Annotated in this window: 26 protein-coding genes and 1 pseudogene; 11 read left to right on the top strand and 16 right to left on the bottom strand. The window is 70.7% G+C overall.

Annotated features, from left to right (window positions below):
• The first annotated feature begins 14 nt into the window (after positions 1-14).
• The 5 genes from ACSQ14_RS12720 to ACSQ14_RS12700 all read left to right on the top strand — a co-directional run bounded on the left by ACSQ14_RS12720 (position 15) and on the right by ACSQ14_RS12700 (position 6040).
• Positions 15-1949: a DUF3604 domain-containing protein gene (locus ACSQ14_RS12720; protein ID WP_436013269.1), complete on the top strand. Its 1935-nt coding sequence runs from the start codon at positions 15-17 to the stop codon at positions 1947-1949.
• The gene (locus ACSQ14_RS12715; RefSeq protein WP_436013267.1) at positions 1946-3847 is read left to right on the top strand and encodes a DUF3604 domain-containing protein; all 1902 of its coding nucleotides are present in this window, start codon (positions 1946-1948) and stop codon (positions 3845-3847) included. Before ACSQ14_RS12720 ends, ACSQ14_RS12715 begins: the two co-directional genes overlap by 4 nt.
• 47 nt (positions 3848-3894) lie before the next feature.
• Entirely contained in the window at positions 3895-4746 is an 852-nt protein-coding gene (locus ACSQ14_RS12710) for an isocitrate lyase/PEP mutase family protein (protein ID WP_436013265.1), read from the top strand.
• Positions 4747-4821: 75 nt separating this feature from the next.
• Positions 4822-5619, top strand: a complete 798-nt coding sequence (locus ACSQ14_RS12705) for an IclR family transcriptional regulator (protein WP_436013263.1) — start codon at positions 4822-4824, stop codon at positions 5617-5619.
• Between the two features lie 46 nt (positions 5620-5665).
• On the top strand, positions 5666-6040 hold the full coding sequence (locus ACSQ14_RS12700) for an EthD domain-containing protein (protein ID WP_436013261.1): 375 nt from the start codon (positions 5666-5668) through the stop codon (positions 6038-6040).
• A 23-nt stretch (positions 6041-6063) separates the two neighbouring features.
• On the opposite strand, the pseudogene ACSQ14_RS12695 reads toward ACSQ14_RS12700, so the two are convergent.
• The 3 genes and pseudogenes from ACSQ14_RS12695 to ACSQ14_RS12685 all read right to left on the bottom strand — a co-directional run.
• A pseudogene (locus ACSQ14_RS12695) lies at positions 6064-6156 on the bottom strand (hypothetical protein); the annotation flags it as partial.
• Between the two features lie 11 nt (positions 6157-6167).
• Positions 6168-7019 (bottom strand): SDR family NAD(P)-dependent oxidoreductase, encoded by an 852-nt coding sequence (locus ACSQ14_RS12690; protein WP_436013259.1) that lies wholly within the window; start codon positions 7017-7019, stop codon positions 6168-6170.
• Positions 7016-8182, bottom strand: a complete 1167-nt coding sequence (locus ACSQ14_RS12685) for an LLM class flavin-dependent oxidoreductase (protein WP_436013257.1) — start codon at positions 8180-8182, stop codon at positions 7016-7018. The genes ACSQ14_RS12690 and ACSQ14_RS12685 overlap by 4 nt, the downstream gene beginning before the upstream one ends.
• Before the next feature lie 224 nt (positions 8183-8406).
• On the opposite strand from ACSQ14_RS12685, the gene ACSQ14_RS12680 reads away from it, so the two are divergent.
• The 3 genes from ACSQ14_RS12680 (at position 8407) to ACSQ14_RS12670 (ending at position 10333) form a co-directional block, all read left to right on the top strand.
• Positions 8407-9201, top strand: a complete 795-nt coding sequence (locus ACSQ14_RS12680) for an SDR family NAD(P)-dependent oxidoreductase (protein ID WP_436013255.1) — start codon at positions 8407-8409, stop codon at positions 9199-9201.
• Positions 9198-9965 (top strand): SDR family NAD(P)-dependent oxidoreductase, encoded by a 768-nt coding sequence (locus ACSQ14_RS12675; RefSeq protein WP_436013253.1) that lies wholly within the window; start codon positions 9198-9200, stop codon positions 9963-9965. Before ACSQ14_RS12680 ends, ACSQ14_RS12675 begins: the two co-directional genes overlap by 4 nt.
• A gap of 74 nt (positions 9966-10039) precedes the next feature.
• Positions 10040-10333 (top strand): hypothetical protein, encoded by a 294-nt coding sequence (locus tag ACSQ14_RS12670; RefSeq protein WP_436013251.1) that lies wholly within the window; start codon positions 10040-10042, stop codon positions 10331-10333.
• Between the two features lie 56 nt (positions 10334-10389).
• Here the strand turns inward: ACSQ14_RS12670 and arsC are convergent, their stop codons facing one another.
• From arsC to ACSQ14_RS12650, 4 genes are read right to left on the bottom strand one after another with little or no spacing between them, the layout of a single operon-like run.
• Positions 10390-10827 (bottom strand): arsenate reductase (glutaredoxin), encoded by a 438-nt coding sequence (gene arsC / locus ACSQ14_RS12665; RefSeq protein ID WP_436013249.1) that lies wholly within the window; start codon positions 10825-10827, stop codon positions 10390-10392.
• Positions 10803-11873 carry an ACR3 family arsenite efflux transporter gene (gene arsB / locus ACSQ14_RS12660; protein ID WP_436013247.1) on the bottom strand — a complete coding sequence of 357 codons (1071 nt, stop codon included), beginning with the start codon at positions 11871-11873 and terminating at the stop codon, positions 10803-10805. The genes arsC and arsB overlap by 25 nt, the downstream gene beginning before the upstream one ends.
• Before the next feature lie 26 nt (positions 11874-11899).
• A complete protein-coding gene (locus ACSQ14_RS12655; protein ID WP_436013245.1) occupies positions 11900-12412 on the bottom strand; it encodes an arsenate reductase ArsC in 513 nt (170 codons plus the stop codon).
• Between the two features lie 9 nt (positions 12413-12421).
• The gene (locus ACSQ14_RS12650) at positions 12422-12775 is read right to left on the bottom strand and encodes an ArsR/SmtB family transcription factor (RefSeq protein WP_436013243.1); all 354 of its coding nucleotides are present in this window, start codon (positions 12773-12775) and stop codon (positions 12422-12424) included.
• 57 nt (positions 12776-12832) lie between these two features.
• On the opposite strand from ACSQ14_RS12650, the gene arsH reads away from it, so the two are divergent.
• The gene (gene arsH / locus ACSQ14_RS12645) at positions 12833-13573 is read left to right on the top strand and encodes an arsenical resistance protein ArsH (protein WP_436013241.1); all 741 of its coding nucleotides are present in this window, start codon (positions 12833-12835) and stop codon (positions 13571-13573) included.
• Between the two features lie 207 nt (positions 13574-13780).
• On the opposite strand, the gene ACSQ14_RS12640 is transcribed toward arsH, so the two are convergent.
• The 9 genes from ACSQ14_RS12640 to ACSQ14_RS12600 form a co-directional block, all read right to left on the bottom strand.
• Positions 13781-14161: an STAS/SEC14 domain-containing protein gene (locus ACSQ14_RS12640; protein WP_436013239.1), complete on the bottom strand. Its 381-nt coding sequence runs from the start codon at positions 14159-14161 to the stop codon at positions 13781-13783.
• Between the two features lie 68 nt (positions 14162-14229).
• Positions 14230-15105 (bottom strand): alpha/beta fold hydrolase, encoded by an 876-nt coding sequence (locus ACSQ14_RS12635; RefSeq protein ID WP_436013237.1) that lies wholly within the window; start codon positions 15103-15105, stop codon positions 14230-14232.
• 1 nt (position 15106) lies between these two features.
• A complete protein-coding gene (locus tag ACSQ14_RS12630) occupies positions 15107-16243 on the bottom strand; it encodes an AI-2E family transporter (protein ID WP_436013235.1) in 1137 nt (378 codons plus the stop codon).
• Positions 16244-16301: 58 nt separating this feature from the next.
• Positions 16302-16637, bottom strand: coding sequence for a hypothetical protein (locus ACSQ14_RS12625; RefSeq protein ID WP_436013233.1), 336 nt, complete (start codon positions 16635-16637; stop codon positions 16302-16304).
• A gap of 212 nt (positions 16638-16849) precedes the next feature.
• Positions 16850-17479, bottom strand: coding sequence for an acyloxyacyl hydrolase (locus tag ACSQ14_RS12620; protein ID WP_436013231.1), 630 nt, complete (start codon positions 17477-17479; stop codon positions 16850-16852).
• A 152-nt stretch (positions 17480-17631) separates the two neighbouring features.
• Complete coding sequence (locus ACSQ14_RS12615) at positions 17632-18111, bottom strand: nuclear transport factor 2 family protein (RefSeq protein ID WP_436013229.1); 480 nt, start codon at positions 18109-18111, stop codon at positions 17632-17634.
• The gene (locus tag ACSQ14_RS12610; RefSeq protein WP_436013227.1) at positions 18108-18917 is read right to left on the bottom strand and encodes an enoyl-CoA hydratase/isomerase family protein; all 810 of its coding nucleotides are present in this window, start codon (positions 18915-18917) and stop codon (positions 18108-18110) included. The genes ACSQ14_RS12615 and ACSQ14_RS12610 overlap by 4 nt, the downstream gene beginning before the upstream one ends.
• A 7-nt stretch (positions 18918-18924) precedes the next feature.
• Positions 18925-19977, bottom strand: a complete 1053-nt coding sequence (locus ACSQ14_RS12605) for an aldo/keto reductase (protein WP_436013225.1) — start codon at positions 19975-19977, stop codon at positions 18925-18927.
• Positions 19978-19985: 8 nt separating this feature from the next.
• On the bottom strand, positions 19986-21092 hold the full coding sequence (locus tag ACSQ14_RS12600; protein WP_436013223.1) for a Rieske 2Fe-2S domain-containing protein: 1107 nt from the start codon (positions 21090-21092) through the stop codon (positions 19986-19988).
• A 104-nt stretch (positions 21093-21196) separates the two neighbouring features.
• Between ACSQ14_RS12600 and ACSQ14_RS12595 the strand changes: the two genes are divergently transcribed.
• Both ACSQ14_RS12595 and ACSQ14_RS12590 read left to right on the top strand, forming a co-directional pair.
• Positions 21197-22129, top strand: a complete 933-nt coding sequence (locus ACSQ14_RS12595; RefSeq protein ID WP_436013221.1) for a LysR family transcriptional regulator — start codon at positions 21197-21199, stop codon at positions 22127-22129.
• Between the two features lie 107 nt (positions 22130-22236).
• Complete coding sequence (locus ACSQ14_RS12590) at positions 22237-23571, top strand: FAD/NAD(P)-binding protein (RefSeq protein WP_436013219.1); 1335 nt, start codon at positions 22237-22239, stop codon at positions 23569-23571.
• Positions 23572-23613 lie beyond the last annotated feature (42 nt).

Below are 23613 nucleotides of genomic sequence, written 5' to 3'. Positions count from 1 at the left end.
CCGGAGTGCTCACGATGCGCCGCCGTCTCCTGATCGCCGCCAGCGTCAGCGCCGTGCTCGCGGGCGCCGGCGCCATGGCCGTCGCAGACCGGCCGGACCGCCCAGCGCCGGTCGCGCTCGCCGCCGCAGCCCAGGCGGCGACCCCCGCCGCCGAGCGCCGCGCCTACTTCGGCGAACTGCACCTGCACACCGGCTATTCGTTCGACGCCTACGCGCTGATGGGGGCGCGGACCACGCCGGAGGACGCCTACCGCTTCGCCAAGGGCGAGCCGGTCGCCTACCTCGGCCAGACCGTGGAGCGCGAGCGGCCGCTCGACTTCATCGCCGTCACCGACCACGCCGAATACATCGGGACCTTCAACCGGTTGGACGACCCGAACAGCGCCCTGTCGCAAAGCGAGCTCGGCAAGCAGGTCCGCGCCCAGCCGATGCAGACCTTCGTGCGCATCCTGCAGGCCTACAACGACTTCATCGACGCGCCCGGCCTGAACGCCCGGGCGGAGATGGCCTCGGCCTGGAAGCGGGTGATCGAGGCCGCCGACCGCAACTACCAGCCCGGCCGGTTCACCACCTTCGTCGGCTACGAATGGACCGGCTATCCGGAGCAGAAATACAACCTGCACCGCAACGTGATCTTCCAGAACCGGCCGGCCGAGGCGCCGTTCTCGGCCGCTGACTCCCAGAAGCCCGAGGACCTCTGGGGCTACCTGGAGCGGCTGCGGGCGCGGGGGATCGAGGCGCTGGCCATCCCGCACAACGCCAACGCCAGCGGCGGGCTGATGTTCGGCTGGAAGGGCAGCGACGGCCATCCGATCGACGAGGTCTACGCCCAGCGCCGGGCGCTGAACGAGCCGCTGACCGAAGCCTTCCAGAACAAGGGCCAGTCGGAGACCACGCCGTCGCTGTCGCCGAACGACGAGTTCTCCAACTTCGAGGTGATCGAGGAACTGCTGACCGGCGGCCCGAGCCCGGCGGACGGCAGCTATGCGCGCCAGGCGCTCGGCCGCGGCCTGGTCGTCGAGGCGAAGGTCGGGGCCAATCCCTACAAGCTGGGCTTCGTCGGCGGCAGCGACTTCCATAACGGCCTGGCTGACGCCGACGAGCGCGCCTACGCCGGCGCGGGGGCCTTCAGCACCGATCCGAAGGTCAACCTGCCGCCGCGTGAGCTGGCCGCGCGCTTCCTCGCCGCGCCGCCGCCGCCCGGCGGTCCGGCCAAGAGCCTGAAGGAGATCGCCCAGGACTCCCAGCGCCGCCAGGCCCCCAGCACCACCAAGCTGGGCTCGGCCGGCCTGACCGGGGTCTGGGCCGAGGCCAACACCCGCGAGGCGATCTATGCGGCGCTGAAGCGCAAGGAGACCTTCGCCACCTCCGGGCCGATGATCCGGCTGCGGATGTTCGGCGGCTGGAACGTCGCCCCCGATGCGCTCAAGCGGCCGGCCTGGGTGCAGACCGCCTACCGGACCGGCGCGCCGATGGGCGGCGACTTGCCGGCCAGGCCCGCCGGGGCCGGCGCGCCCGGCTTCATCGTCCAGGCGGCGCAGGATCCGCAGAGCGGCAGCCTCGACCGCATCCAGATCGTCAAGGTCTGGCTCGACGGCGGCGACTACCGCGAGAAGGTGTTCGACGTCGTCTGGTCGCCGGGCCGCACGCGCGATGCGAAGACCGGCCGCGTTGCGCCGGTCCGCGACAGCGTCGACCTGAAGACTGGCGGCTACGACAAGGCGACGGGCGCGCCGACGCTGAGCGGGGTGTGGCGCGATCCGGAGTTCGATCCGGCCAAGCCCGCCGTCTACTACGCCCGCGCCATCGAGATCCCGACGCCGCGCTGGAGCACGCTGCTGGCGATCCAGCGCGAGCTGCCGGTCCCGACGCACGTGCCCGCGACCCTCCAGGAGCGGGCGATCTCCTCGCCCATCTGGTACACGCCGACCGCGAGGAGCCGGGGATGATCCGCCGTCGTCATTGGCTCGCCGCGGCGGCCGTCGCCGCCCTGGCGGTCGGCGGGTACGCCGCCACCCGCACGTCGATGGACAGCGCCCCCGCGCCGGCCGGCCGCCTGGTCTCGACGGCGCACGCCGAGAGCGCCCCGGCCGAACGGCGGGCCTACTTTGGCGAGCTGCACCTGCACACCGGCTACTCCTTCGACGCCTATGTGATGAGCGGCGTGCGCACCACGCCGGAGGACGCCTACCGCTACGCCCAGGGCCTGCCGGTCGAGTACCTCGGCCAGACGGTGAAGCGCGCCCGGCCCCTGGACTTCACCGCCGTCACCGACCACGCCGAGCAGATCGGCGTGCTCAACCAGCTCGACGATCCGAAGAGCGCCCTGTCGCTGAGCGAGTGGGCGCTGATGCTGCGCACCGAGCCGCTGAAGGCGCTGCGCGCGATGGGCCTGCACTCGCCGTTGCTGCAGGACAAGGCGGCGATGAGCTCGGCCTGGACCCGCGAGATGGAGGCCGCGAACCGGCACAACCAGCCGGGCCGGTTCACCACCTTCATCGGCTACGAATGGACGACGATGTCGCCGCAGAAGGGCAATCTGCACCGCAACGTCATCTTCAAGAACCAGGGCGCGGAGGCGCCGTTCTCGTCCGCCGACTCGACCCGTCCGGAGGAGCTCTGGGGCTATCTGGAGCGGCTGCGGGCGAAGGGCGTCGAGGCGCTGGCGATCCCGCACAACGCCAACGCCAGCGGCGGCCAGATGTTCGACTGGAACGACAGCGACGGCCGGCCGATCAGCGAGGCCTACGCCGAGCGCCGGGCGCTGAACGAGCCGCTGACCGAGGTCTTCCAGAACAAGGGCCAGTCGGAGACCGTGCCCTCGCTGTCGCCGAACGACGAGTTCGCCAACTTCGAGGTGATGGAGCAACTGCTGGTCGGCGGGCCGAGCCCGGCCAACGGCGGCTACGCCCGCCAGGCGCTCGGCCGCGGGCAGGTCGTCGAGTCGAAGGTCGGGGCCAACCCGTTCAAGCTGGGCTTCGTCGGCGGCAGCGACTTCCACAACGGCCTGAGCAACGCCGACGAGAACGCCTACGCCGGGCGCGGCGAGCTGGCCACGGTTCCCGGCAGCGAACCGCCGCCGGCCGGCCAGGCCAAGGCCATCCTCAATCCCGAGCTGAACCTGCCCGGCGGCCGCGGCGGCGGCGGGGTGCCGAGCTCGCTCTACGGCTCGGCCGGGCTGACCGGGGTCTGGGCCGAGGCCAACACCCGCGAGGCGATCTATGCGGCGCTGCGGCGCAAGGAGACCTTCGCCACTTCCGGACCGGAGATCCGGCTGCGGGTGTTCGGCGGCTGGAACCCGCCGGCCGACGCATTCAAGCGGCCGGATTGGGTGCAGACCGCCTACCGCACCGGCGTGCCGATGGGCGGCGACCTACCGGCGCGGCCGGCCAGTGGCGGCGCGCCCGGCTTCATCGTCCAGGCCGTCCAGGATCCGGAGAGCGGCAGCCTCGACCGCATCCAGATCGTCAAGGTCTGGCTCGACGGCGACGACTACCGCGAGAAGGTGTTCGACGTCGTCTGGTCGCCGGGCCGCACGCGCGATCCGAAGAGCGGCCGCGTCGCGCCGGTGCGCGACAGCGTCGACCGCAAGACCGGCGCCTACGACAAGGCCGCCGGCGCGCCGACGCTGAGCGGGGTGTGGCGCGACCCGGAGTTCGATCCGGCCAGGCCCGCGGTCTACTACGCCCGCGCGATCGAGATCCCGACGCCGCGCTGGAGCACGCTGCTGGCGATCAGGCGCGGCGTGCCGGTCTCCAGCCAGATCCCGGCGACCCTCCAGGAGCGGGCGATCTCCTCGCCCATCTGGTACACGCCGCCCCCGCGATTTGCGGCGGCGGCACGCTGACAGACGCGCGCGGCCGGGCAACTATGCCGGCCAAACCGGAGGAACACATGGCGACCCAGGCGCAGAAGCTTCGAGACCTGTTCAACAGCGGCGAGCATTTCATCGCCGCCGACGCCTACAGCGCGCTGACCGCGCGGATCGTCGAGCGCGTCGGCTTCAAGGCCGCCTACCTCGGCGGCCACGCCTGCAGCGCCTTCCACTACGCGGTGCCGGACAACGGGATTTTTTCCCAGGTCGAACAGATCGAGCAGGCCTCGCGGATCGCCGCGGCCATCGACATCCCGCTGATCGCCGACGCCGACACCCTGGGCGAGACGGTCGCCGACGCCTTCCATTTCAGCCGCCGCTACGCCCGCGCCGGGATCGCCGGCATCCACGTCGAGGACGAGGTCAACCCGAAGCACTCGACCTACGACAACGACCTGACCTCGATCGCCGACATGCAGGCCCGCCTCGAGGCCTCGGTGAAGGGCCGGGGCGACAGCGGGCTGGTGATCATCGCCCGCTGCGACGAGCTCTACACCAAGGCCCGGCGCGGCGGCGGCACGGGCTCGCTGGAGGAGGCGATCAAGCGCGGCAAGGCTTACATCGAGGCCGGGGCCGACGCCCTGGTGTTCCCGATGGCCTCGCCGGAACAGACCGCCGAGTTGGGGGCGGCGCTGTCCAAGCCGATCGTCGTGCTCGGCCTGCCGATCCCCGGCACCGCCTGCACCCTGCACACCGGCTGGGGCTGGATGGGCGCGGCGATGCTGCACCTGGAGCGCGCCAAGGAGCTGTTCGAGACCGGCAAGGTCACCGCCGACTTCAACATGCCGGAGAAGAACGCCCTGATCGAACAGGACTTCTACGACGAGCTGATCGCCGACTGGGCGAAGAAGACCGGCCGTCCGGTCCGCTAAGGCCGCGCCCTGAATCGCGTCGGCCGGTTGACCTTGCGGTCGACCGGCCGAACAGTCAGCGCCTGGAGGCGCCAAGTGGTGCACACGGGTGAGAATATCGCGCGCGGCGGGACCTGGCCGGTCCGGGTGCGGCGCCCGAGCGAGCGGCGCAGCCTGTCGCGCTCGGCGACCCGCGCGCTCGACGTGCTGGAGTATTTCGGCCAGGCGCGCCGGCCGTTGCGGGCGACGGAGATCGCCAAGGCGCTCGAGCTACATCCATCGACCACCAACCAGCTGCTGAAGACCATGGTCGACTCCGCCCACCTGGTGTTCGACGCGCGCGCCAAGACCTATCTGCCGTCGCACCGGCTGGCCTGTTTCAGCGCCTGGCTGGTCGACAGCTACGGCGGCGACGAGCGGCTGCGCGGTCTGGTCCGCGAACTGCAAGCCGCCGCCGGCGAGATCGTCACCCTGACGACGCCGAACGACCTCTTCATGCAGATCCTCGATCTGGCCGGGGCGGCGCCGCACGGCAACCCGACCGAGCGGGGCCTGCGGGTCTCGGTGTTCGGCTCGACGGTCGGCGCGGCCTACCTCTCGACCCTGACCGACGCCGATATCGCCCGGCTGGCCGACCGTGGGCGGCTGCCCGCCACCGAGGCGGCCGAGGTGCTGGCCAGCGCCGCGCGCATCCGCGACGAGGGCGTCGCCGAGGGGCCGAGCCCGGACGGCGAGATCTGGTCGTTCGCCGCGGCCCTGCCGCCGCGGGGCTTGCGGATCCCGCTGGTGCTCGGGCTCGCCGGTCCGGTCGAGCGGATGCAGGCCAAGCGGGACGAGATCCGCGCGCTGATGCGCACGGCGGTGGCGCGCTGGTTCGCCGATCCGCCGGCCTGAGCGCCGCAGACAAGCTTCAATTCAAACAAGAACGAGGGAGGATCCGATGCCTCAGCCGACCTACAAGATTCTGCTGTTCATGAAGCGCCGGGCGGGCACGAGCGTGGAAGCGTTCCGCGACTACTACGAGAACAACCATGTCCCGCTGTGCCTGAAATACACCTCCGGCGTGACGCGCTACATCCGCCGCTACGTCAATCCGCTGCCGCACCCGGAGACCGGGCCGTTCGACGAAGCGCCGTTCGATGTGATCACCGAGCTGTGGTTCGAGGACGAGGCGATCTTCAAGGGCACGGTCGACTACATCACCACGAACATCATGCCCGATGAGGTGGTCGAGGACGAAAAGAAGCTGTTCGACCGCTCCTCGTTCCGCATCGCCACGGTGACCGAGGCGGAGACGGAGTTCAGCGCGGCGTAGTCGGCCGCTTTTGCACAATGTCCGTTATCCCGGACGGCCTGAAGGGCCGATCCGGGACCCAGGGGCGGTGCGCACCGCCCTGGGTCCCGGCTCTTCGCTTCGCTCCGGCCGGGATGACGGATTGGGTTTACCGCCGCTCCTCGCCGATCACGCCGTTCGGCTTCGCCTGGGCCTTGCCGCCGCCGCCGAAGACGCCGGTGGCGGTGTAGCCGCCGTCCACCGCCAGGGTCTGGCCGGTGACGTAAGGCGAGAGGTCCGAGAGGAAGAAGGCCGCGGCCTTGGCGATGTCGTCGACGGTTCCCCGCCGCTGCATCGGCAACAGGCCCATGCTGCGCCGCTCGGCCTCGGCGTCGACCAGCGGGATCCGCGGGGTGACGATGCCGCCGGGGGCGACACAGTTGACCCGGATGCCCTGGCCCGACCACTCGACCGCCATGGTCTTCACCAGGTTGATGAGCCCGGCCTTGGCCGCGCCGTAGGCGGCGTGGTTCGGCGCCGAGACGAGGCCGTCGACCGAGGCGACGCAGACCATCGAGCCGGCCGCCTGGCGCGCCAGCAGGCCGCGGGCGACCTCGCGGGCGGCCAAGAAGAAGTAGCGCAGGTTGCGTCGGTGGTCGGCGTCCCAGGTCTCCAGGGTCATCTCGGCGATCGGCGCCCAGCCGGCCATGCCGATGATCGTCGCCATGCCGTCGAGCGGACCGAGCTCGCGCTCCACCTGGGCGAGCGTCGCGATCAGCGCGTCGTCGTCGGTGACGTCGACGGCGAAGGGCAGGGCGACCGCGCCTGTCTCGCGCACCTCGCCGGCGACCCGCTCGGCGCGCTCGGCCTGCAGGTCGACCACGGCGACCGCGCAGCCCAGTCGGGCGAGCAGCTTCACCGTCGCCTCGCCCATGCCCTGGCCGCCGCCGAGCACCAGGATCCGCTTGCCTTCCAGCCCGAACAGCGACGTCACGCCTTCCTCCTCGATGCTTGTGGTCATTCGGCGGCCTCCGCGCGCCGCAGCGCGGCCTGCAGGCTGTGGGCGGTGCGGCTTGCGCCGCGCTTCTGCAGCTCCGGGATCACCCGGGTGCCGAGCAGCTCGATCGACTTCATCACCGCCTCGTGCGGCAGGTAGCCGAAGTTCAGATAGCAGAGCAGCTGATCGACCCCGGCCTCCTCGTAGCGCAGCAGCTTCTGGAGGCATTCCTCAGGGGTGCCGACGATCACCATGTCCTCGCGGTCGAATTCGGTGATGTCGAACTCGCCGCGGGCGCGGGATTCCAGCAGCGGGAAGGCCTGGGCCTGCTGCTCGGGCGTCAGGTGGGCCATCTCCCACTTCAGGTGGAACTCGGCGATCCCCTTGTACCACCACCACATCGACTCCCAGAGCCGGTTGGTCGCGAAGTCGTCGCGCGACTCCGCGCAGTGGACCAGGGTGTAGATGCCGACCTTGTTGGTGTGCACGCCGGTCAGCGGCTTGGCGTCCAGCTGCGCCTGGCGATAGGCCTCGACGATGGACTTCAGCTTGTCCAGCGGCTGCATGATGCTGAAGCAGAGCAGGCCGCAGCCGTTCTCGCCGGCCATCACCGCGCTGGCCTCGGTCGAGGCGGCCATCCAGGCCGGCGGGTGCGGGTACTGGTAGGGCTTCGGCGTCACCATCCGCTTGGGGAAGTCGAGATATTCCGAGTGCTCCTCGTAATATTGCTGCTCCCACATCCCCACGACCGTGCGGGCGGCGGCCTTCATCTTCTCCTTGCTGGCCGGGATATCGACGCCGAAGGCCAGCTGCTCCATCGGCGTCGAGCGGCCCATGCCCCAGATCGCCCGGCCGCGCGACAAAAGGTCGACGGTCGCCACCTTCTCGGCGACGCGGGCCGGGTGGATGAACTCGTGCGGCATCAACGCCACGCCGAAGCCGAGCTTGATGCGCTCGGTGATCTGCGACAGCGCGCCCAGCACGACCTCGTTGCAGGGCATGTGCGAGCGGTTTTCGCGGAAGTGGTGCTCGACCAGCCAGACCGCCTCGAAACCCAGCTTATCGGCCAGCACGATCTGCTCGATGTTGTTGCGATAGACCTCGCGCTCGGCGTTGCGCTGGCCCCACGGGTGCTCCCCGGCCCAGGGCTGGGGAACGTCGAATTCGTACAGCAGGCCCAGTTCCATTTCGCGTCTCATCCCATTGAACTCTTGGGTGTGACGGTAGGTGCGGATGGCTGTCGGCGACAATTGCGAAAAGTGATCGGCGCGCAAATACGGATATACGTAATTCCGGCCAAGGTTCAGGTGTATCCGTATATACGGAATGCGTGATGTCGCCCGGGTGATTACTTGAGTTCTGCGACCGCCTGTGCGGCCCTTATGGGGCGACAGACGAAAGGGCGGACGCGATGCACGAGGAGCTGAGCCGGGATTTCAGCCTGGAGGGGCGGATCGCCGTAGTCACCGGCGCGGCCTCCGGCATCGGCCGGGAGACGGCGCGCGTCCTCGCCCAGGCCGGCGCGCGAGTGGTCGTGGCCGACCTCGACGCTCAAGGGCTGGCCGAGACGGTCGCCCTGGTCGTCGGCGGCCAGGCCCAGGCCCGGGTGACCGACATGGCCGACCGCGCCGCCGTCGATGCGCTGGCGGATGCGGTCGTGGCCGAGTTCGGCCGGCTCGACGTCTGGATCAACGCCGCCGGGATCCTCAAGAACACGCCGATCCTGGAGGTCGCCGAGCCGGACCTCGACCGGCTGCTGGCGGTCAACCTGAAGGGCGTGTTCTTCGGCTGCGCCGCGGCCGGCCGGGTGATGCGCGAGCGCGGTGGCTCGATCATCAACGTCTCCTCGGCGGGCGCCGACACCACGCCGCCGGGCGTCTCGGTCTATGCGATGACCAAGGCGGCGGTGAACTCGCTGACGCGGTCGGCGGCGAAGGAGTTCGGGCCGTTCCAGGTGCGGGTCAACGCCGTCGCGCCCGGCTGGATCGACACGCCGATGGTCACCTACCGCTTCCGCACCGCCGCGGGCGAGATCGACGCGGCGGCGCGCGAGGCGGTGGTCCGCCAGTGCGCCCAGGCCTCGCCGATGGGGCGGACCGGCACGCCGCGCGACATCGCGCTGGCCATGCTCTACCTGGCCTCGGACGCCAGCCGCTTCGTCACCGGCCAGGTGCTGCGGCCGAACGGCGGCGCGGTGATGCCGTGAGCGGTCGCCTGCAGGGCAAGGTGGCGCTGGTCACCGGCGCCGCCCAGGGCATCGGCGAGGCGAGCGCCCGCAAGCTGGCCGAGCACGGGGCGAAGGTGGTGATCAGCGACATCCAGGTGGAGCGCGGCGAACAGCTCGCCGCCGAACTCGGCGAGGGCTGCGTCTTCCAGCACCTCGACGTGCGCGAGCTGGAGAGCTGGGAGGCGGCGGTGGCCGCGGTGCTCGGCCGCTTCGGCCGGCTCGACGTGCTGGTCAACAACGCCGGCGGCGGCGCCGGCGGGCCGATAGAACGCGAGCCGCTGTCGGAGCACCTGCGGCTGATGGGGCTGAACGTCACCGGCGTCTGGGCCGGCATGCGCACGGTGGTGAGGCCGATGGCGGCGCAAGGCAGCGGCTCGATCGTCAACATCTCGTCGATCGACGGACTGGTCGGGGTCTCGGGGCTGGCCAGCTATGTGGCGACCAAGTTCGCCGTCACCGGCCTGACCCGCGCGTTGGCGCTGGAGCTGGGCGGCCGGGGGATCCGGGTCAACAGCGTCCATCCGGGGATCATCGAGACCCCGCTGGTCAAGAAGACCCCGCCGTCGAGCCTGGAGCGGCTGAAGCGCGCCGTGGCCCGCCAGCCGATCGCCCGCATGGGCCGGCCGGAGGAGATCGCCAACGCCGTGCTGTTCTTCGCCTCGGACGAGAGCTCCTACTGCACCGGAGCCTCGCTGGTGGTCGACGGCGGCCATCTGGCCGGCCCCTACCGCGATCCGCTCTAGGGCGGCCGCTGATCCTAAGCGGCCGGCGGCCGTTATCCATGGTCCCTGCGCCGGAGCAAGCGAGGAGACCGTCCATGGCCCAGGTTCAGAAGCCGGCCCCACCGCATCTCGCCCTCATGGCCGCGGGCGTGGTGCTCGGCCTCGGCGGCTGCGCCCAACAGGCCGCGCCGCACGTCCAGGGCTCCCCGGCCGCCGCGACCGAAAGCGCGCCGCCGGCGCCGCCGACGCAAGGCGACGTCTCGCCCCCGCCGGCGGTCACGGTCGAGCCGGACGGAACCCCCGAGGCGCATCCGCATGCGCCGGAATCGCTGCCGAACAAGCCCGTGACCATCCCTGAGGAGATGCCGGGCGTCGCGCCGCCGCGTTAGCGGGTTGCTCGCCGCCGCCGCGCGGGTTTCGGCGGCGAAAGCAGAGGCTTGCCGCTTTAGGGGCGGACCACTTCGCCGTCTTCCTTGGTGAAGCTCCCGGGCGTCCGTTCGAGCAGGTCGAACACCTTTTCCGACGGCCGGCAGAGCGCGACGCCCTTCGGCGTTACGACGATCGGCCGGTTGACCAGGATCGGGTGGGCGGCCATCGCCTCGAGCAGGGCGTCGTCGCTGACGCCTGGGTCCAGCAGGCCGAGCGCTTCCGCGGGCGTTCCCTTCTCCCGAAGGACCTCGCGCGGCCGGGCGCCCATGGCGGTGAGCAGGTTCTGAAGCTGCGGCTTGGTCCAGCCGGCCTTGAGGTATTCGACCACCTGCGGCTGGTAGCCGGCCGCCTCGACCATGGCGACGGCGTTCCGGGAGGTGCCGCAGGCCGGGTTGTGGAAGATGGTGATCGGGAAATCCGCCATGGCGATCACCTCGTGACCGGGGCCGCGCATCGCGTCGCCACCTTCCGGACGGCGGCGCCGCGTTCGTACCAGCCCTTCGACCGGTTCACGATGGCGACGACGGTGAGCATGACCGGCACCTCGATCAGCACGCCGACGACGGTCGCCAGCGCCGCGCCGGAGGCGAAGCCGAACAGGCTGATCGCCGCGGCCACCGCCAGTTCGAAGAAGTTGCTGGCGCCGATCAGGGCTGAGGGGCCGGCGACGCAGTGGGCCTCGCCGGTGGCGCGGTTGAGGAGATAGGCCAGGCCGGCGTTGAAATAGACCTGGATCAGGATCGGGACGGCGAGCATGGCGATGATCGCCGGCTGGGAAAGGATCTGCTCGCCCTGGAAACCGAACAGCAGGACCAGCGTCGCCAGCAGCGCCGTCAGCGACACCGGGCCGATGCGGCGCTGGAGGCGCGTCAGTGCGGCTTCGCCTCCACGGCTCAGGAGCGCCCGGCGGAACAGCTGCGCCAGCACGACCGGCACGATGATGTAGAGCCCGACCGACAGCAGCAGCGTCTGCCAGGGCACGGTGATCGCCGAGAGGCCGAGCAGGAGGCCGACGATTGGCGCGAAGGCCACCACCATGATCGCGTCGTTCACCGCCACTTGGCTGAGGGTGAAGTGCGGCTCGCCGCGGGTCAGGTTGCTCCAGACGAACACCATCGCCGTGCAGGGCGCCGCCGCCAGCAGGATCAGGCCGGCGATGTAGCTGTTGATCTGATCAGCGGGGAGGTAGGGGCGGAACAGGTGGCCGATGAAAAAGGCGCCGAGCGCCGCCATCGAGAACGGCTTCACCGCCCAGTTCACGAACAGGGTGACGCCGATCCCGCGCCAATGCTGGCCGACCTCGCGCATCGCGCCGAAGTCGACCTTCATCAGCATCGGGATGATCATCAGCCAGATCAGCACCGCCACCGGCAGGTTGACCTTGGCGACCTCGGCCGCGCCGACCGCCTGGAAGACGGAGGGGAACAGGTGGCCGAGGCCGACACCGGCGACGATGCAGAGCGCCACCCAGACCGTCAGGTAGCGTTCGAAGCGCGACATGGCTGGGGGAGCGGGAGGGGCGCTACTCATTGGGCGGGCTCGTGAACAGACTGGCCGATCTCGCGCAGCGAGGTCTGCAGGGACATCTTGTCGAGTGAGGCGAGCGGTAGGTTCAGGAACAGACGGATGCGATTGCCGAGCAGGCGTGCGGTCTCGGCGAAGGCCGCGCCGATTTCGGCCTCAGTCCCGTCAACGGCCGCCGGGTCGGGTACGCCCCAGTGCGCCGTCATCGGCTGGCCGGGCCAGATCGGACAAACCTCGCCGGCGGCGTTGTCGCAAACCGTAAAGATGAAATCGAGCGGCGGTGCGCCCGGCTTGGCGAACTCGTCCCAGGACTTCGAGCGGAATTCCGACATAGCGAAACCGCAGCCTTCGACGACCGGCCGCGTGTGCGGGTTCACGCGCCCCGTCGGCATCGAGCCTGCCGAGTAGGCGCGGAAGCGCCCAGCGCCGAGCTGGTTCATCAGCGCCTCGGCGATGATCGAACGTGCCGAGTTGCCCGTGCACAGGAAGAGCACGTTGTAGGTCTTGTCGGTCATGAAGGGCTCCTAGGTGCAGACGCCTTCGGCCTCGCAGCACTGGCTGGCGATGGCGGCGAGCGGGGCGCAGATCTCGGGGGCGCCGTTGCAGCAGTCCTCCATCAGGAAGGCGAGCAACCCGCGCATGGCGCCGTAGTCGGCGGTGTAGATGATCGACCGGCCCTCGCGGCGCGAGGCGATCAGGCCGGCGTGGCTGAGGATGTTGAGGCTGGCGGAGAGCGTGTTGGGCAACACGCCGAGCCGGCGCGCGATCTCGCCGGCGGCCAGGCCGCACGGCCCGGCCTGCACCAGCAGCCGGAAGGCGGAAAGCCGACCTTCGTGCGCCAGCGCAGCGAGGCTTGAGACCGCGGATTTAGTTTCCATATTTCGATGATAAAGGAAATATACGACAGTTTGAAGTCGCTTCTCACAGGGGTCGCCATGACCGAATTCCCGGCGCTGCAGCCGCAATTCCTGGACACGCCCACGCAAGCGAGGCTCGAGCCGGCGCGGGTCTCGACCCACCCGCCGCGCATCCTGCTGCTCTACGGCTCGCTGCGGGAACGCTCCTACAGTCGGCTGCTGGTCGAGGAGGCTGCGCGCATCCTGCGGCGGCTCGGGGCGGAGACCCGGATTTACGATCCCCGGGATCTGCCGCTGCCGGACGCGGTCTCGCCGGATCACCCCAAGGTGCAGGAACTGCGCGAGCTGTCGCTCTGGTCGGAGGGGCAGGTGTGGTGCAGCCCTGAGCGCCACGGCGCGATCTCGGGCGTCATGAAGGCGCAGATCGACTGGATCCCGCTGGAGGTGGGCAGCGTGCGCCCGACCCAGGGCCGAACGCTCGCGGTGATGCAGGTCAGCGGCGGCTCGCAGTCGTTCAACGCCGTCAACACCCTGCGCCTGCTCGGTCGCTGGATGCGGATGATCACCATCCCCAACCAGTCGTCGGTCGCCAAGGCCTTCCAGGAGTTCGACGAAGCCGGCCGGATGAAGCCGTCGGCCTACTACGACCGGGTGGTCGACGTGATGGAGGAACTGGTGAAGTTCACCCTGCTGACCCGCGACCGCGCCGACTACCTGGTCGACCGCTACAGCGAGCGCAAAGCCGAAGGCCGGGTGACGGACGGCGATGCCTTGGCCGCAGCGGCCATGGCGCATGAGCCAGGTCCCGCAACGCGCTGAAGCTAGGCAGGCGGCGCGAGCTGGGGCGCAGTTACTCCGTCAACCTGCGAGCGCGCTATTGAGGCGGGCTGGCCTTTCCACTCTCCCGCTCACCCCCGCGAACCCGGGGGCCCAGGCTTTTTTGGATCCTCAGCCAAGGCGGGCTCGCGGTTCGAACACAAAAAACCTGGATCCCCGCTTTCGCGGGGAAGAGCGGAGGTAGGGGCGCTAATGCGTCCCGCCGAAATCCGCCGCCCAGGCCAGGGCGGCGGACTGCTCGCCGGGGTTGAAGGTGCGGACCTCGACCTGCGGGACCAGCGGGTCGAGCGCGTGCACAGCTGCGCGCACCCAGGCCTTGTCGGTGATCACCGCCTCGCGCGGAAACCGCTTCCACTCGCCCAACTTGGCGAGGTTGTAGCGAAGGTCCTTGGCCAGGGCCTGCAGCGTCACGCCATCGAAGCCGGTCAGGTCGGCGACGACGCCGATCCGCTCGTGGCGGGCGAGCCGGGTCTCGATCTCGGCGGCGACGCGGTCGAAGTCGGGGCCGGTCAGCTCGCCGGAGAAGCGCAGCGCGACGACGTGGTCGGGGGCGGGGAGCATCTCGATCATGGCCGCAGTCTTCCGTTCCGGGTGACCGTGTCCTTGATCAACCGCAAGCGGCGCAGCCCCGTTCCCGCTCAGGCGGGCGGCGTCCTCAGCGGCCGGGCGAGCATCTCCAGCACGGTGCGGTTGAAGGTCTCCGCGTCCTCGTACATCACCCAGTGGCCGACGTTGGGGATCACCCGGAACTCAAGGTCGGGGCGCACGCCGCGCAGCGCCGCCTCCTGGGCCGTCGGATCCGGGTGCGGCCCGTCGAACTCGCCCCAGATGGCGTCGACCTGGGCCGTGACTTGCGGCAGCGCCGCGAGCAGCTTGTCCGGCAGCACCAGGCCGACCGGCTTCAGCCGGCCGCGCGGGCCGTCGCGATCCAGCAGGTGCAGCGCCAGCGCGTCGACGCTGGCGGGGTGGCGCAGCATGATCGCCAGCAGGTTGGTGCGCAGCGCCGCGCGGCGGGCCTCGCCCTCCAGTCCGCGGGCCCGCGCGGTTTCGACCGTGCCCAGCGGAGTGTCCAGGCCGCCGGTGTCGACCAGGATCAGCCGGCGCACCAGCGCCGGATGCAGCGCCGCCAGATGCGCGGCGATCACGCCGCCGAGCGAGAAGCCGACGATGTCGAGCGGCAGTTCATCTCCAATCAGCTGGCGCAGGCCGGCGGCCAGCGCCGCCGAGATCGCCGGATGGTCGGGGCTCGGCGGCAGGGCGCTGTCGCCGTTGCCAGGCAGGTCCGGGGCCCACACGGTGCGGGTCGCCGACAGCGCCTCGATGCTGCGGATCCAGTGCGCCCATGAACCGTGCGAGCCGTGCAGCAGCAGCAGCGGCGGGCCGGAGCCCCAGGCGCGCCAGACCAGCGAACCGTCGCCGCAGGGCGTCTCGCAGCGCCGGGCGCGGGCTTCGAGCGCGGCGATCACGTCGGCGGGGCCGGCGGCGGCCGGCTGGGAGCGGGCGTCGAGACTCATGTCAGGCGTCGCGCCGCGGGGGCAGCTGGCCGGGCGCGACGGCATCGGGGTCGCCGAGCACGTCCTGGCGATAGAGCAGGGTCACCGCGGTGTAGATCACCAGCGCCGCCGGAGTGGCGAACAGCACGCCCAACGGGCCGAACAGGATGCCCATGGCGACGACGGCGAAGATCCCCAGCACCACTGGCAGGGCGGCGACGTTGCGCTGCACCAGCGGGGTGATCAGGTTCGCCTCCAGCTGCGAGACGCCGATATAGAGCGCCAGGGTCAGCAGCGCGGTGTGCTGGCCGCTGACCGCCGCGACCAGCAGGGCGGGAACCGCCGAGACGATCGGGCCGACGATCGGCACGAACTGCGCCATTCCGCTCAGCAGGCCGAGCGCCAGCGGCGACGGCACGCCGATCACCCACAGCCCCAGGGTCACCAGGGAGCCGACCACCACCATCGAGATCAGCTGCGCATGGAGCCAGCCCTTCAGCGCCCGCCCGCAGGTGTTCATCACTTCGCGCAGCCGCGGGCGGGCGGACAGCGGGACCATCGCCAGCGCGCCCTCGCGGGCCTCGCGCGGGCGCAGGGCGATGAAAATGCCCGCGACCAGCACCAGCACCATGGTGGTGACGCCGGACAGGACGGCCGTGGCGATCCGCTGGGCGATGATCAGGGCGCGCCCGGCCTGGCTGCCGATGGCGGTGGCGAAGCCGAGCAGCTGGTCGCCGATCGGCGAGGCCTCGACCCGGGCGCGCAGCGTCTCCCAGTCCGCGGGCAGGCGCTGGGCCAGGCCGGTGATCTGGGCGGAGATGGTCTGGCCGAACAAGGTGCCGATGGCGGCGAAGATCGCCACCACCAGCAGGACGGCGACCAGCGTCGCCAGCTCGTCGTTCAGCGGCGTGCGGCGGACCAGCGGATCGGCGATCGAGCGCAGGATCACCGCGACCAGCACCGAGCCGAAGATCAGCAACCACAGGTTCGACAGCCGGATCGTCAGCTGCGCGGCGAAGAACACCCCGACTAGCGCCACGGCGGCGACCAGAATGCGGGTCAGCGTGGCCCGATCGATCAGCGGCGCATGAGCGGGGGGCGGCGGGTCGGCGGCGTCGGCGTTGGGCTCGGGGGATCGGCGGGCGCTAGGCGAAGTCATGACCCACTTTGCGCCAACGCCGGCGAGATCCCAAGCGGGGTCGGGCGCCTCGGCCGGCTTATCGGGCGGGCTGGGCGAGCTGGGCGAAGACCTCGGCGAGCGGCAAGCCGCGGCCGTCGTCGGGCGAGGTCTCGGCCGGCGCGTAGCGGTCCAGCATCGAGCGGTCCGGTCGCCGCAGGCCGCTGACCAGAGGCGCGCGCGGCGCCCGCGCGGCGATCGGCTCCGCTTCTGCCTCTTCGGCGTGTGCGTCCTCGGCGATCGGAACGGGCGGCGCCATGCGACCGACGTGCTGCAGGATGGGCCAGGCGCCGTTCGGCGGGCGCGTCGCGCCGTCGAACTCCCTGTACTCCATCTGCGTGTGGAGGTTGTCCATCAGGTTGCGAATGTCGTTCATCAGAACCGCCCCCGTCCGTGCGGTGCACGGCGTCGATCTCGAATATGGGGCGCAGTGATTTCGAGAGAATTACTTCATCTGAGAAAATCTTGAGTAAATACAATTATTCCGCGCTAAGTCGCCCACTATACCTATGAGTGTCGGTGAGTGGGCTTGTTCATCGCTCCGCGAGCTATATTCATGCCGCGCCGAGACGGCTGAACCCCGCGTCATCAGAAGCGGTAAGCTGCCCGCAGGCCCAGGCTGTTAGCGCCGTCGTGGGTCTCGCCGCCTATGCGTCCGTTGCTCCAGTGCTGGCCCTCAAACTCCAGCGCCCATCGCGGGGTCACGCGCCAGCCGATGGCGAAGGTGGAGTGGAAAATGGTCCGATATCCCCATTCGAGCTGCTCCTCGCGTTCATGAACCCGGTGCTGGTTCTCCTCCGCAGACAGGCCAGGCTCCGGTTTCGGAAGGTTGAGGTGGCCGTCATGGACCGAGAGTCCGCCCCCCAGGTCCAGGTAGACGCGCTTGCGCTCCCAGCGCCAGATCAGGCCGGCCTGCCCGAAGTTGGTGAAGCCATCCAGGCTGAGCTGGGCGCTGGCGTAAGGCCGGGGTGAACCCATGAATGACAGGGCGCGCAGCGGTTTGAACAGATATTCGGCGATCACCGAGGCGCCCTCCTCCGGGGGGTGGGGCGCATAGCCCACCCCTACGCGGAGCTCCTGCGCCTGACTGCCGCCGCCCGCCGCAAGCGCGGCCGCCGCCGCGATGCCGGCGGCGGCCGCTCGGAGCGCTGGCGATGGCTTGCGCGCCCGGCGGGGCTGGCCTCGCGGGGCGCTGAAGGTTGGCGGGTTGGCCGGCATCGGCGGTCGCTCCTGATCGTCGCCAGACTGCCTGCTCCATCGGCGCGCCGTATCAGGGTAATCCCTGGATGACGTCCTGTTAGACCCTCAGTGCCAAGGGGCCTTCCGCGGTTTTCCTCGCTGCGGTGGCGCCAGACACGGGGCGAACGCCCTTAGGCGGTCCCGCCAGCGCGCGGCGGGTGCATGTCGAGCCACTGCATGACCACCTCCCGCTCGGTGATCAGCCAGCCCCCGGCGATCCGCCGGCAGCGGTCGCGGTACTGCACGCCGGCGATGACCTCGTCGCGGGCCGCGCCGGGCGCGACCTTGTGGTGGGCGACCCCGTAGCTCCAGACCACGGCCTCGTCGCCGTGCAAGGTGACGTACTGGTTGCCGATCAGGTGCTGGGTGGCGTGGAAGCTCTCGGCCACCGCATAGGTCTTCGGCAGGGAGACGTCGATCGGCTCCGGGCCCTCTCGGCCGATGGCCACCGCGTCGGCGGCGAAGGCGCTGCGGGCCAGCTGGTAGTCCCGCAGGTCCAGGCCCAGGCCGTAGATCTTCGCCAGCTGGCAGACCGCGTGGTGATCCAGCAATTCCTCGACGGTCTTCGGCGGGACCGCGGGCCCGGCCCACGCCTGTGCGGTGTCGTTCATGCGGAGGTCTCCTGCTTGCGGCCGATGCCGGCGACGTAGCGGGCGACGCCCGCGAGGCAGTCGGGGCTCTGCATCAGGCTGCTGTTGGCCAGGCGTTCGACGTCGCGCGCGGCGGCGCGGCCGACGTCGGCCGCCAGTTCGATGGCGAGCTTGGCGGTCCCCATCTGCTCGGCGTTCTGCTGGGCCAGGTGGCGGCAGAACGCCATCACCTCGTCCTCGAAGCTGTCGTCGGGGAAGACCTCGTGGACCAGGCCCATCGTCAGGGCGCGGTCGGCGTCGACCTTCCGGTTCGCCATGATCAGCCAGCGCGCCCAATGCGGCCCGCAGAGGCGGGTCAGGCGGCTGACGCCGTTGGAGGCGGGCAGCACGCCGAACAGCCCTTCGGGAAAGGCGTAGCCGGCGCTTCGCGCGGCCAGCCGGAAGTCGCAGGACAGCGACAGCTCCAGGCCGCCGCCGACGCACATCGCGTGATGGGCGACGACGATCGGCTTCTCGATCGCCTCCATCTCATCGTAGATCCGGTGCACCCCGTGCACCCGCAGCCGGTGGTTCTCGCGGATCGCCGAGCCGCTGGTCGGCGGGCGTCCGCCGTCGCTGCTCTTCAGGTCGACGCCGGAGCAGAAATAGCGGCCGGTCGCGCGGATCAGCATGACCTTGAGCTCGGGGCTGTCGCGGAAGCGGTGCAGCGCCTGCTCGAACAGGACCATCATCTCGCCGGTGACGGCGTTCAGCTTGTCTGGCCGATTGAGCGTCGCGATCAGGATCGGGCCGTCCTCGCGGACCAGTAGGTGCGGGGCTTCGGTCATCGGGCGGTCACCGCGGATTGGGCTGGTCGTCGTGGATCGCGTCGATCGCCTTGATCAGCTCCGGCGGCAGGGTCAGTTCCAGGCTGCGCAGGTTGATCTCCAGCTGCTCGACGCGGCTGGCGGCCATCAGCACCGAGGTGGTGAACGGCCGCTGGCGCACGAAGGCCAGCGCCATGTCCGCCGGGTCGAGCCCGCGGCTGCGGGCCAGCTCGACGTAGGCTGCGGTGGCGGCGAGCTTCTTCGGCGTGAAGCGGGACTGGGCGAAGCCGGTCATCACGGCCGAGCGGCTGCCGGCGATCGGCGCAGCGTCGGCGTACTTGCCGGTCAGCAGGCCGCCGACCAGCGGCGAATAGGCGATCAGCCCGACCTGCTCGCGCAGGGCGACCTCGGCCAGGCCCAGCTCGAACTGCCGGTCCAGCAGGCTGTAGCCGTTCTGGATGCTGGCGATCCGCGGCAGCCCGCGGGCCTCGGCGGCGGCCAGGTAGCGCATCACGCCCCACGGGCTCTCGTTGCAGACGCCGACCTGGCGCACCTTGCCGGCGGCGACCAGCTCGCCCAGCGCCGCCAGCGTCTCCTCGATCGGCGTCAGGTTCGCCGCGTCGGGGAGGTGGGAGAACCGGGTCCGCCCCTGGGTGGTGATCGGCCGCTCCGCCCAGTGCACCTGGTAGAGGTCGATGTAGTCGGTCCCCAGCCGTTTCAGGCTGGCGTCCGCCGCCGCCAGGATGTTCGCCCGGTCGAGCCGCCGGTCGGGCCCGCGGATATGGTTCATGTCGCCTGCCGCATTGCCCGGGCCGGCGACCTTGGTCGCCACCACCACCCGGTCGCGCACGCCGCGCGCGGCGATCCAGCGGCCGAGGATCTGCTCCGAGCGGCCTTGCGTCTCGGCGAGCACCGGGGCCGGGTAGTTCTCGGCGGTGTCGAACAGGTTGACCCCGGCGGCTAGGGCCATGTCGAGCTGGCGGAAGGCGTCGTCCTGCGGCGTCTGGGCGCCGAAGGTCATGACGCCCAGGCCCATGGCGCTGACCCGGATGTCGCTGCGGCCGAGCGGTCTCAGTTCCATGGGGCGACCTATTCTGCGGGCATGTCGGCGAAGCTGGGGACGCCGCGCACGCGGTGCACGCCGCTCACCCGGGCGAGGATCTCGCCCGCCTTGTCGCGCGGGTTGAAGAACTGGCTGTACCAGATGCGCGCCTGGCGGAACGGTCCGTCGGTCGGCAGCTGCATGATCTGAATGGCCGCTCGCTTGTTGGTCCAGATCTCGGCGTCCTCGATCCCCAGCCCCTTGATCATGTTCTGATTGAAGGTGGCGAGCGCCTGGTTCGCCTGTTCGTCGCTGAGGCCCGTGGGGCGCTTGATCATCGCGCACTGCCACAGCCGCGCCGAGCCGTCGTCGATCGGGGTGGTGGCGATCAGCTGAACGGCGCTGGCCTCCAGGAACCGGGCGGCGTTGAGCCCCGGCCCGACGTAGGCGTTGACCGTCGTCAGGCGCCACTCGTTGTGGGCGTCGACCTTGAAGGTGTCGCCGACGCCTTCGCTCCGACCCACCATGCTCTCGCGCTGGCGGTAGCAGTGGCCGTCGACTTCGTTTTCGTAAGCCCGCACCTCGCCGCCGCCGTGCAGGTGCAGCAGGTGCGCGTAGTCGGAGTTGTTGTCGAACACCTCGACCGGGTGACAGGGCAGGTCGGCCAGGTGGTCGAGCCCGGTCCAGCGCATCCAGGCCGGATCGTCCCACTCCGGATAGTCCGGCAGGTCGAAGTCCGGCGGGCCGCCCTCCGGGTCGTTCCAGCAGAAGACCACGCCATAGCGCTCCTGCACCGGCCAGCTGCGCACCTTGGCCCCTTCCGGGATCGGCCCGTCGAAGTAGGGGATGTCGTTGCAGCGGCCGTCGGCCCCGAACCGCCAGCCGTGGAACGGGCAGCGGATCGCGTCGCCTTCCAGGTGATGGCCGGAGACCACGGTGTGCGAGGTGCGGTTCTTGCCAAGGTGGGTGCCCATGTGCGGGCAGTAGGCCTGGAGCATGACGACCGCGCCGCTCTCGCCGCGGAACAGCACCACCTCTTCGCCGAAGTAGCGGGCGTTGTGCGGCTGCCGGCCGATCGCCGAGCTCTCGGCGACTACGAACCAGCCGCGCGGGAAGGGGTGCTCGCCGAGCCCGTAGTCCGCGGTCTTCGCCATCGGATCCTCCCAGTTGTTGGAGCCGATGGTAGGGCGCGATCATTTTGGCGAGCCAAGACAAAATCTGGCGTCGAGCCATGCCGACTTGTTATATCGGGGGTCTGATGGACCTCCGGCGGCTCCGCTATTTCCTGCGCATCGCGGACGAAGGCTCGATGAGCCGGGCCGCCAGCGTGCTCGGCATCGCCCAGCCCGCCCTGAGCCGGCAGGTGCGCCTGCTGGAAGAGGCCCTCGGCGTCGTCCTGTTCCGCCGCACGCCGCGCGGCGTGGCGCTGACCGAGGAGGGCGAGCAGCTGCGCGCCTCGATGACCGGGCCGCTGCGCCAGTTGGAGCTGGCCATGCAGAACGTCGGCTCGCCGTTCGCCCAGCTGGAGGGCGGCGTGGTGCTGGGCCTGCCGGCGACGGTCGCCAGCGTCCTTGCCGAGCCGCTGGTCGGGCGCGTCGCGACCGCCTTTCCCAAGGTGAAATTGCGCGTGGTCGACCGGGAGACGGGGCAGCTGATCGAAGCGATGCTGCGGGGCGAGGTCGACCTCGGGGTGATCCACGGGCCGGCGCCCGACGAGCGGCTGTTCGAAAGCGACCTGCTGGTCGAGGCGCTGGTGCTGGTCGGCGGTCCAGGGTCCGATCTGTCGCCGGATCGGCCGGTGGCCTTCGCCCGCTTGGCCGATCTGCCGCTGGCCTTGCCGGGGGTGCAGCCCGGCGTCCGCAGCCTGGTCGAGAAGACCGCGCTCAGAGCCCAGGTGGCGCTCGACATCCGCGTCGAGGTCGACTCCCTGCAGGTCACCAAGGACCTGATCGAGGCCGGCCAGGTCCACAGCGTGCTGCCGGCGTCGGCCGTCGGGCGCGAGGTCGCGGCCGGCCGGCTGCGCTATGCGCCGATATGCGATCCTGTGATGACCCAGCAGTTGGCGTTCGTCGCTCGGCCGCACCTGGTCATGCCGCGCAGCTTCGTCGCGGAGTTCGGCGCGCTGGTCCGCCGGGAGGTGGCGCAGCTGGTGCAGAGCGGGGCCTGGCCGGCGACGCTGGCGTTCGCCTGATCCCGCGCCCTCAGGACGTCAGAAAACCTGCGATCGGGAGAAGAACGTCTCGCTTCATTTCCTATTAGAACAATAGGAGATGACCGCTGTAGCGGAATGAGGGGCGCGTGGGCCAGACAGTTGCGATCATCGGCGGGGGTTTCAGCGGCCTGCTCAGCGCGCTTCACCTGCTGCGCGCCGCGCCGGAGCTGACCGTGCGGCTGATCGAGCGGGCCCCGCGGTTCGGCCGCGGGCGCGCCTATTCGACCCGCGATCCCGGCCATCTGCTGAACGTCCGGGCAGCGAACATGAGCGCCTTTCCGGACCGGCCGGACCACTTCGTCGACTGGCTGGGGGCCGGGGAGCGGGCCCGCGACTGGTTCGTCGGCCGCCGGCAGTACGGCGACTACCTGCAGGACCTGTTGAAGGACGCGGTCAGCGCACCGGGCCGGCCTGGGCGGCTGCTGCTCGAACAGGACGAGGCCGTGCAGGTCCGCCGCGACGGCGAGCGCTTCCGCATCGAGCTGGCGCTGGGGCGTGCGATCCACGCCGAGGCGGTGGTGCTGGCGGTGGGCCTCCTGCCGCCGTCGCCGCTGCCGGGGATTACGCCGGAGGCGCGGGAGTCGCCGAATTACGTCGCCGATCCGTGGCGAGCCGACCTCGACGAACTGCCGGCCGGCCAGGTGCTGCTGCTTGGCTCCGGCCTGACTATGGTCGACGTGGCGCTCACCGTCGGCGTGGCGAACCGCCGGCTGACGGCGGTGTCGCGGCGCGGGCTGCTGCCGCGGCTGCACGCCGGGTCGGTCGCCGCCCCGCCGCCCGAGGGGCTGTCGGGCACGCCGGCGCGGGTGCTGCAGATCTTGCGCCGCCACGCGGACGAGGTCGGCTGGCGCGCCGCGGTCGATGGCGTCCGGCCGTTCGTGACCGGCCTATGGGCCGGCTGGTCGGTCGAAGAGAAGGCGCGGATCCTCCGCCATCTGCGGCCGTGGTGGGACGCCCACCGCCACCGCATGGCCCCGGCGGTGGCGGCGCGCATCGGCGCGCTGCAGGCTGACGGTCTGCTGGAGGTCCGCGCCGGCAAGCTCGAACAGCTGCGGCCGCTCGGCGCCGGGTTCGAGGCGGTGATCCGGCGGCGCGGGGCGCAGTTTCCGGAGCGCGCCCGCTTCACCGCGGTGGTCGACTGCAGCGGTCTGTCCGGCGACCTCTCTGGCGACCGCTCCGGTGTGCTCGAGGGCCTGCAGGCCCAGGGGCTGATCGCCCGCGATCCGCTCGGCCTGGGCGTGGCGATGGATGCCGAGTTGCGGCTTCTGAGTCGGGAGGGGCGCGTGACGCGGGGGCTCTATGCGGTCGGACCGCTCAGCCGCGCCGTCGCCTGGGAGGCGGTGGCGGTGCCGGACATCCGCAACCAGACCGCCCAGCTGGCCGAGACCATCGCCCGCGACCTCGCGCCTGCGTCGGCCTGAAACGAAAACGGCGCGGCCGAAGCCGCGCCGTCTCGACGTCCG

The organism is Phenylobacterium sp. LjRoot219, assembly GCF_964252995.1.
Classification (GTDB): domain Bacteria; phylum Pseudomonadota; class Alphaproteobacteria; order Caulobacterales; family Caulobacteraceae; genus Phenylobacterium.
The sequence above is the reverse complement of the archived record's forward strand: the minus strand, read 5'-3'. Positions and strand labels throughout refer to the sequence as shown.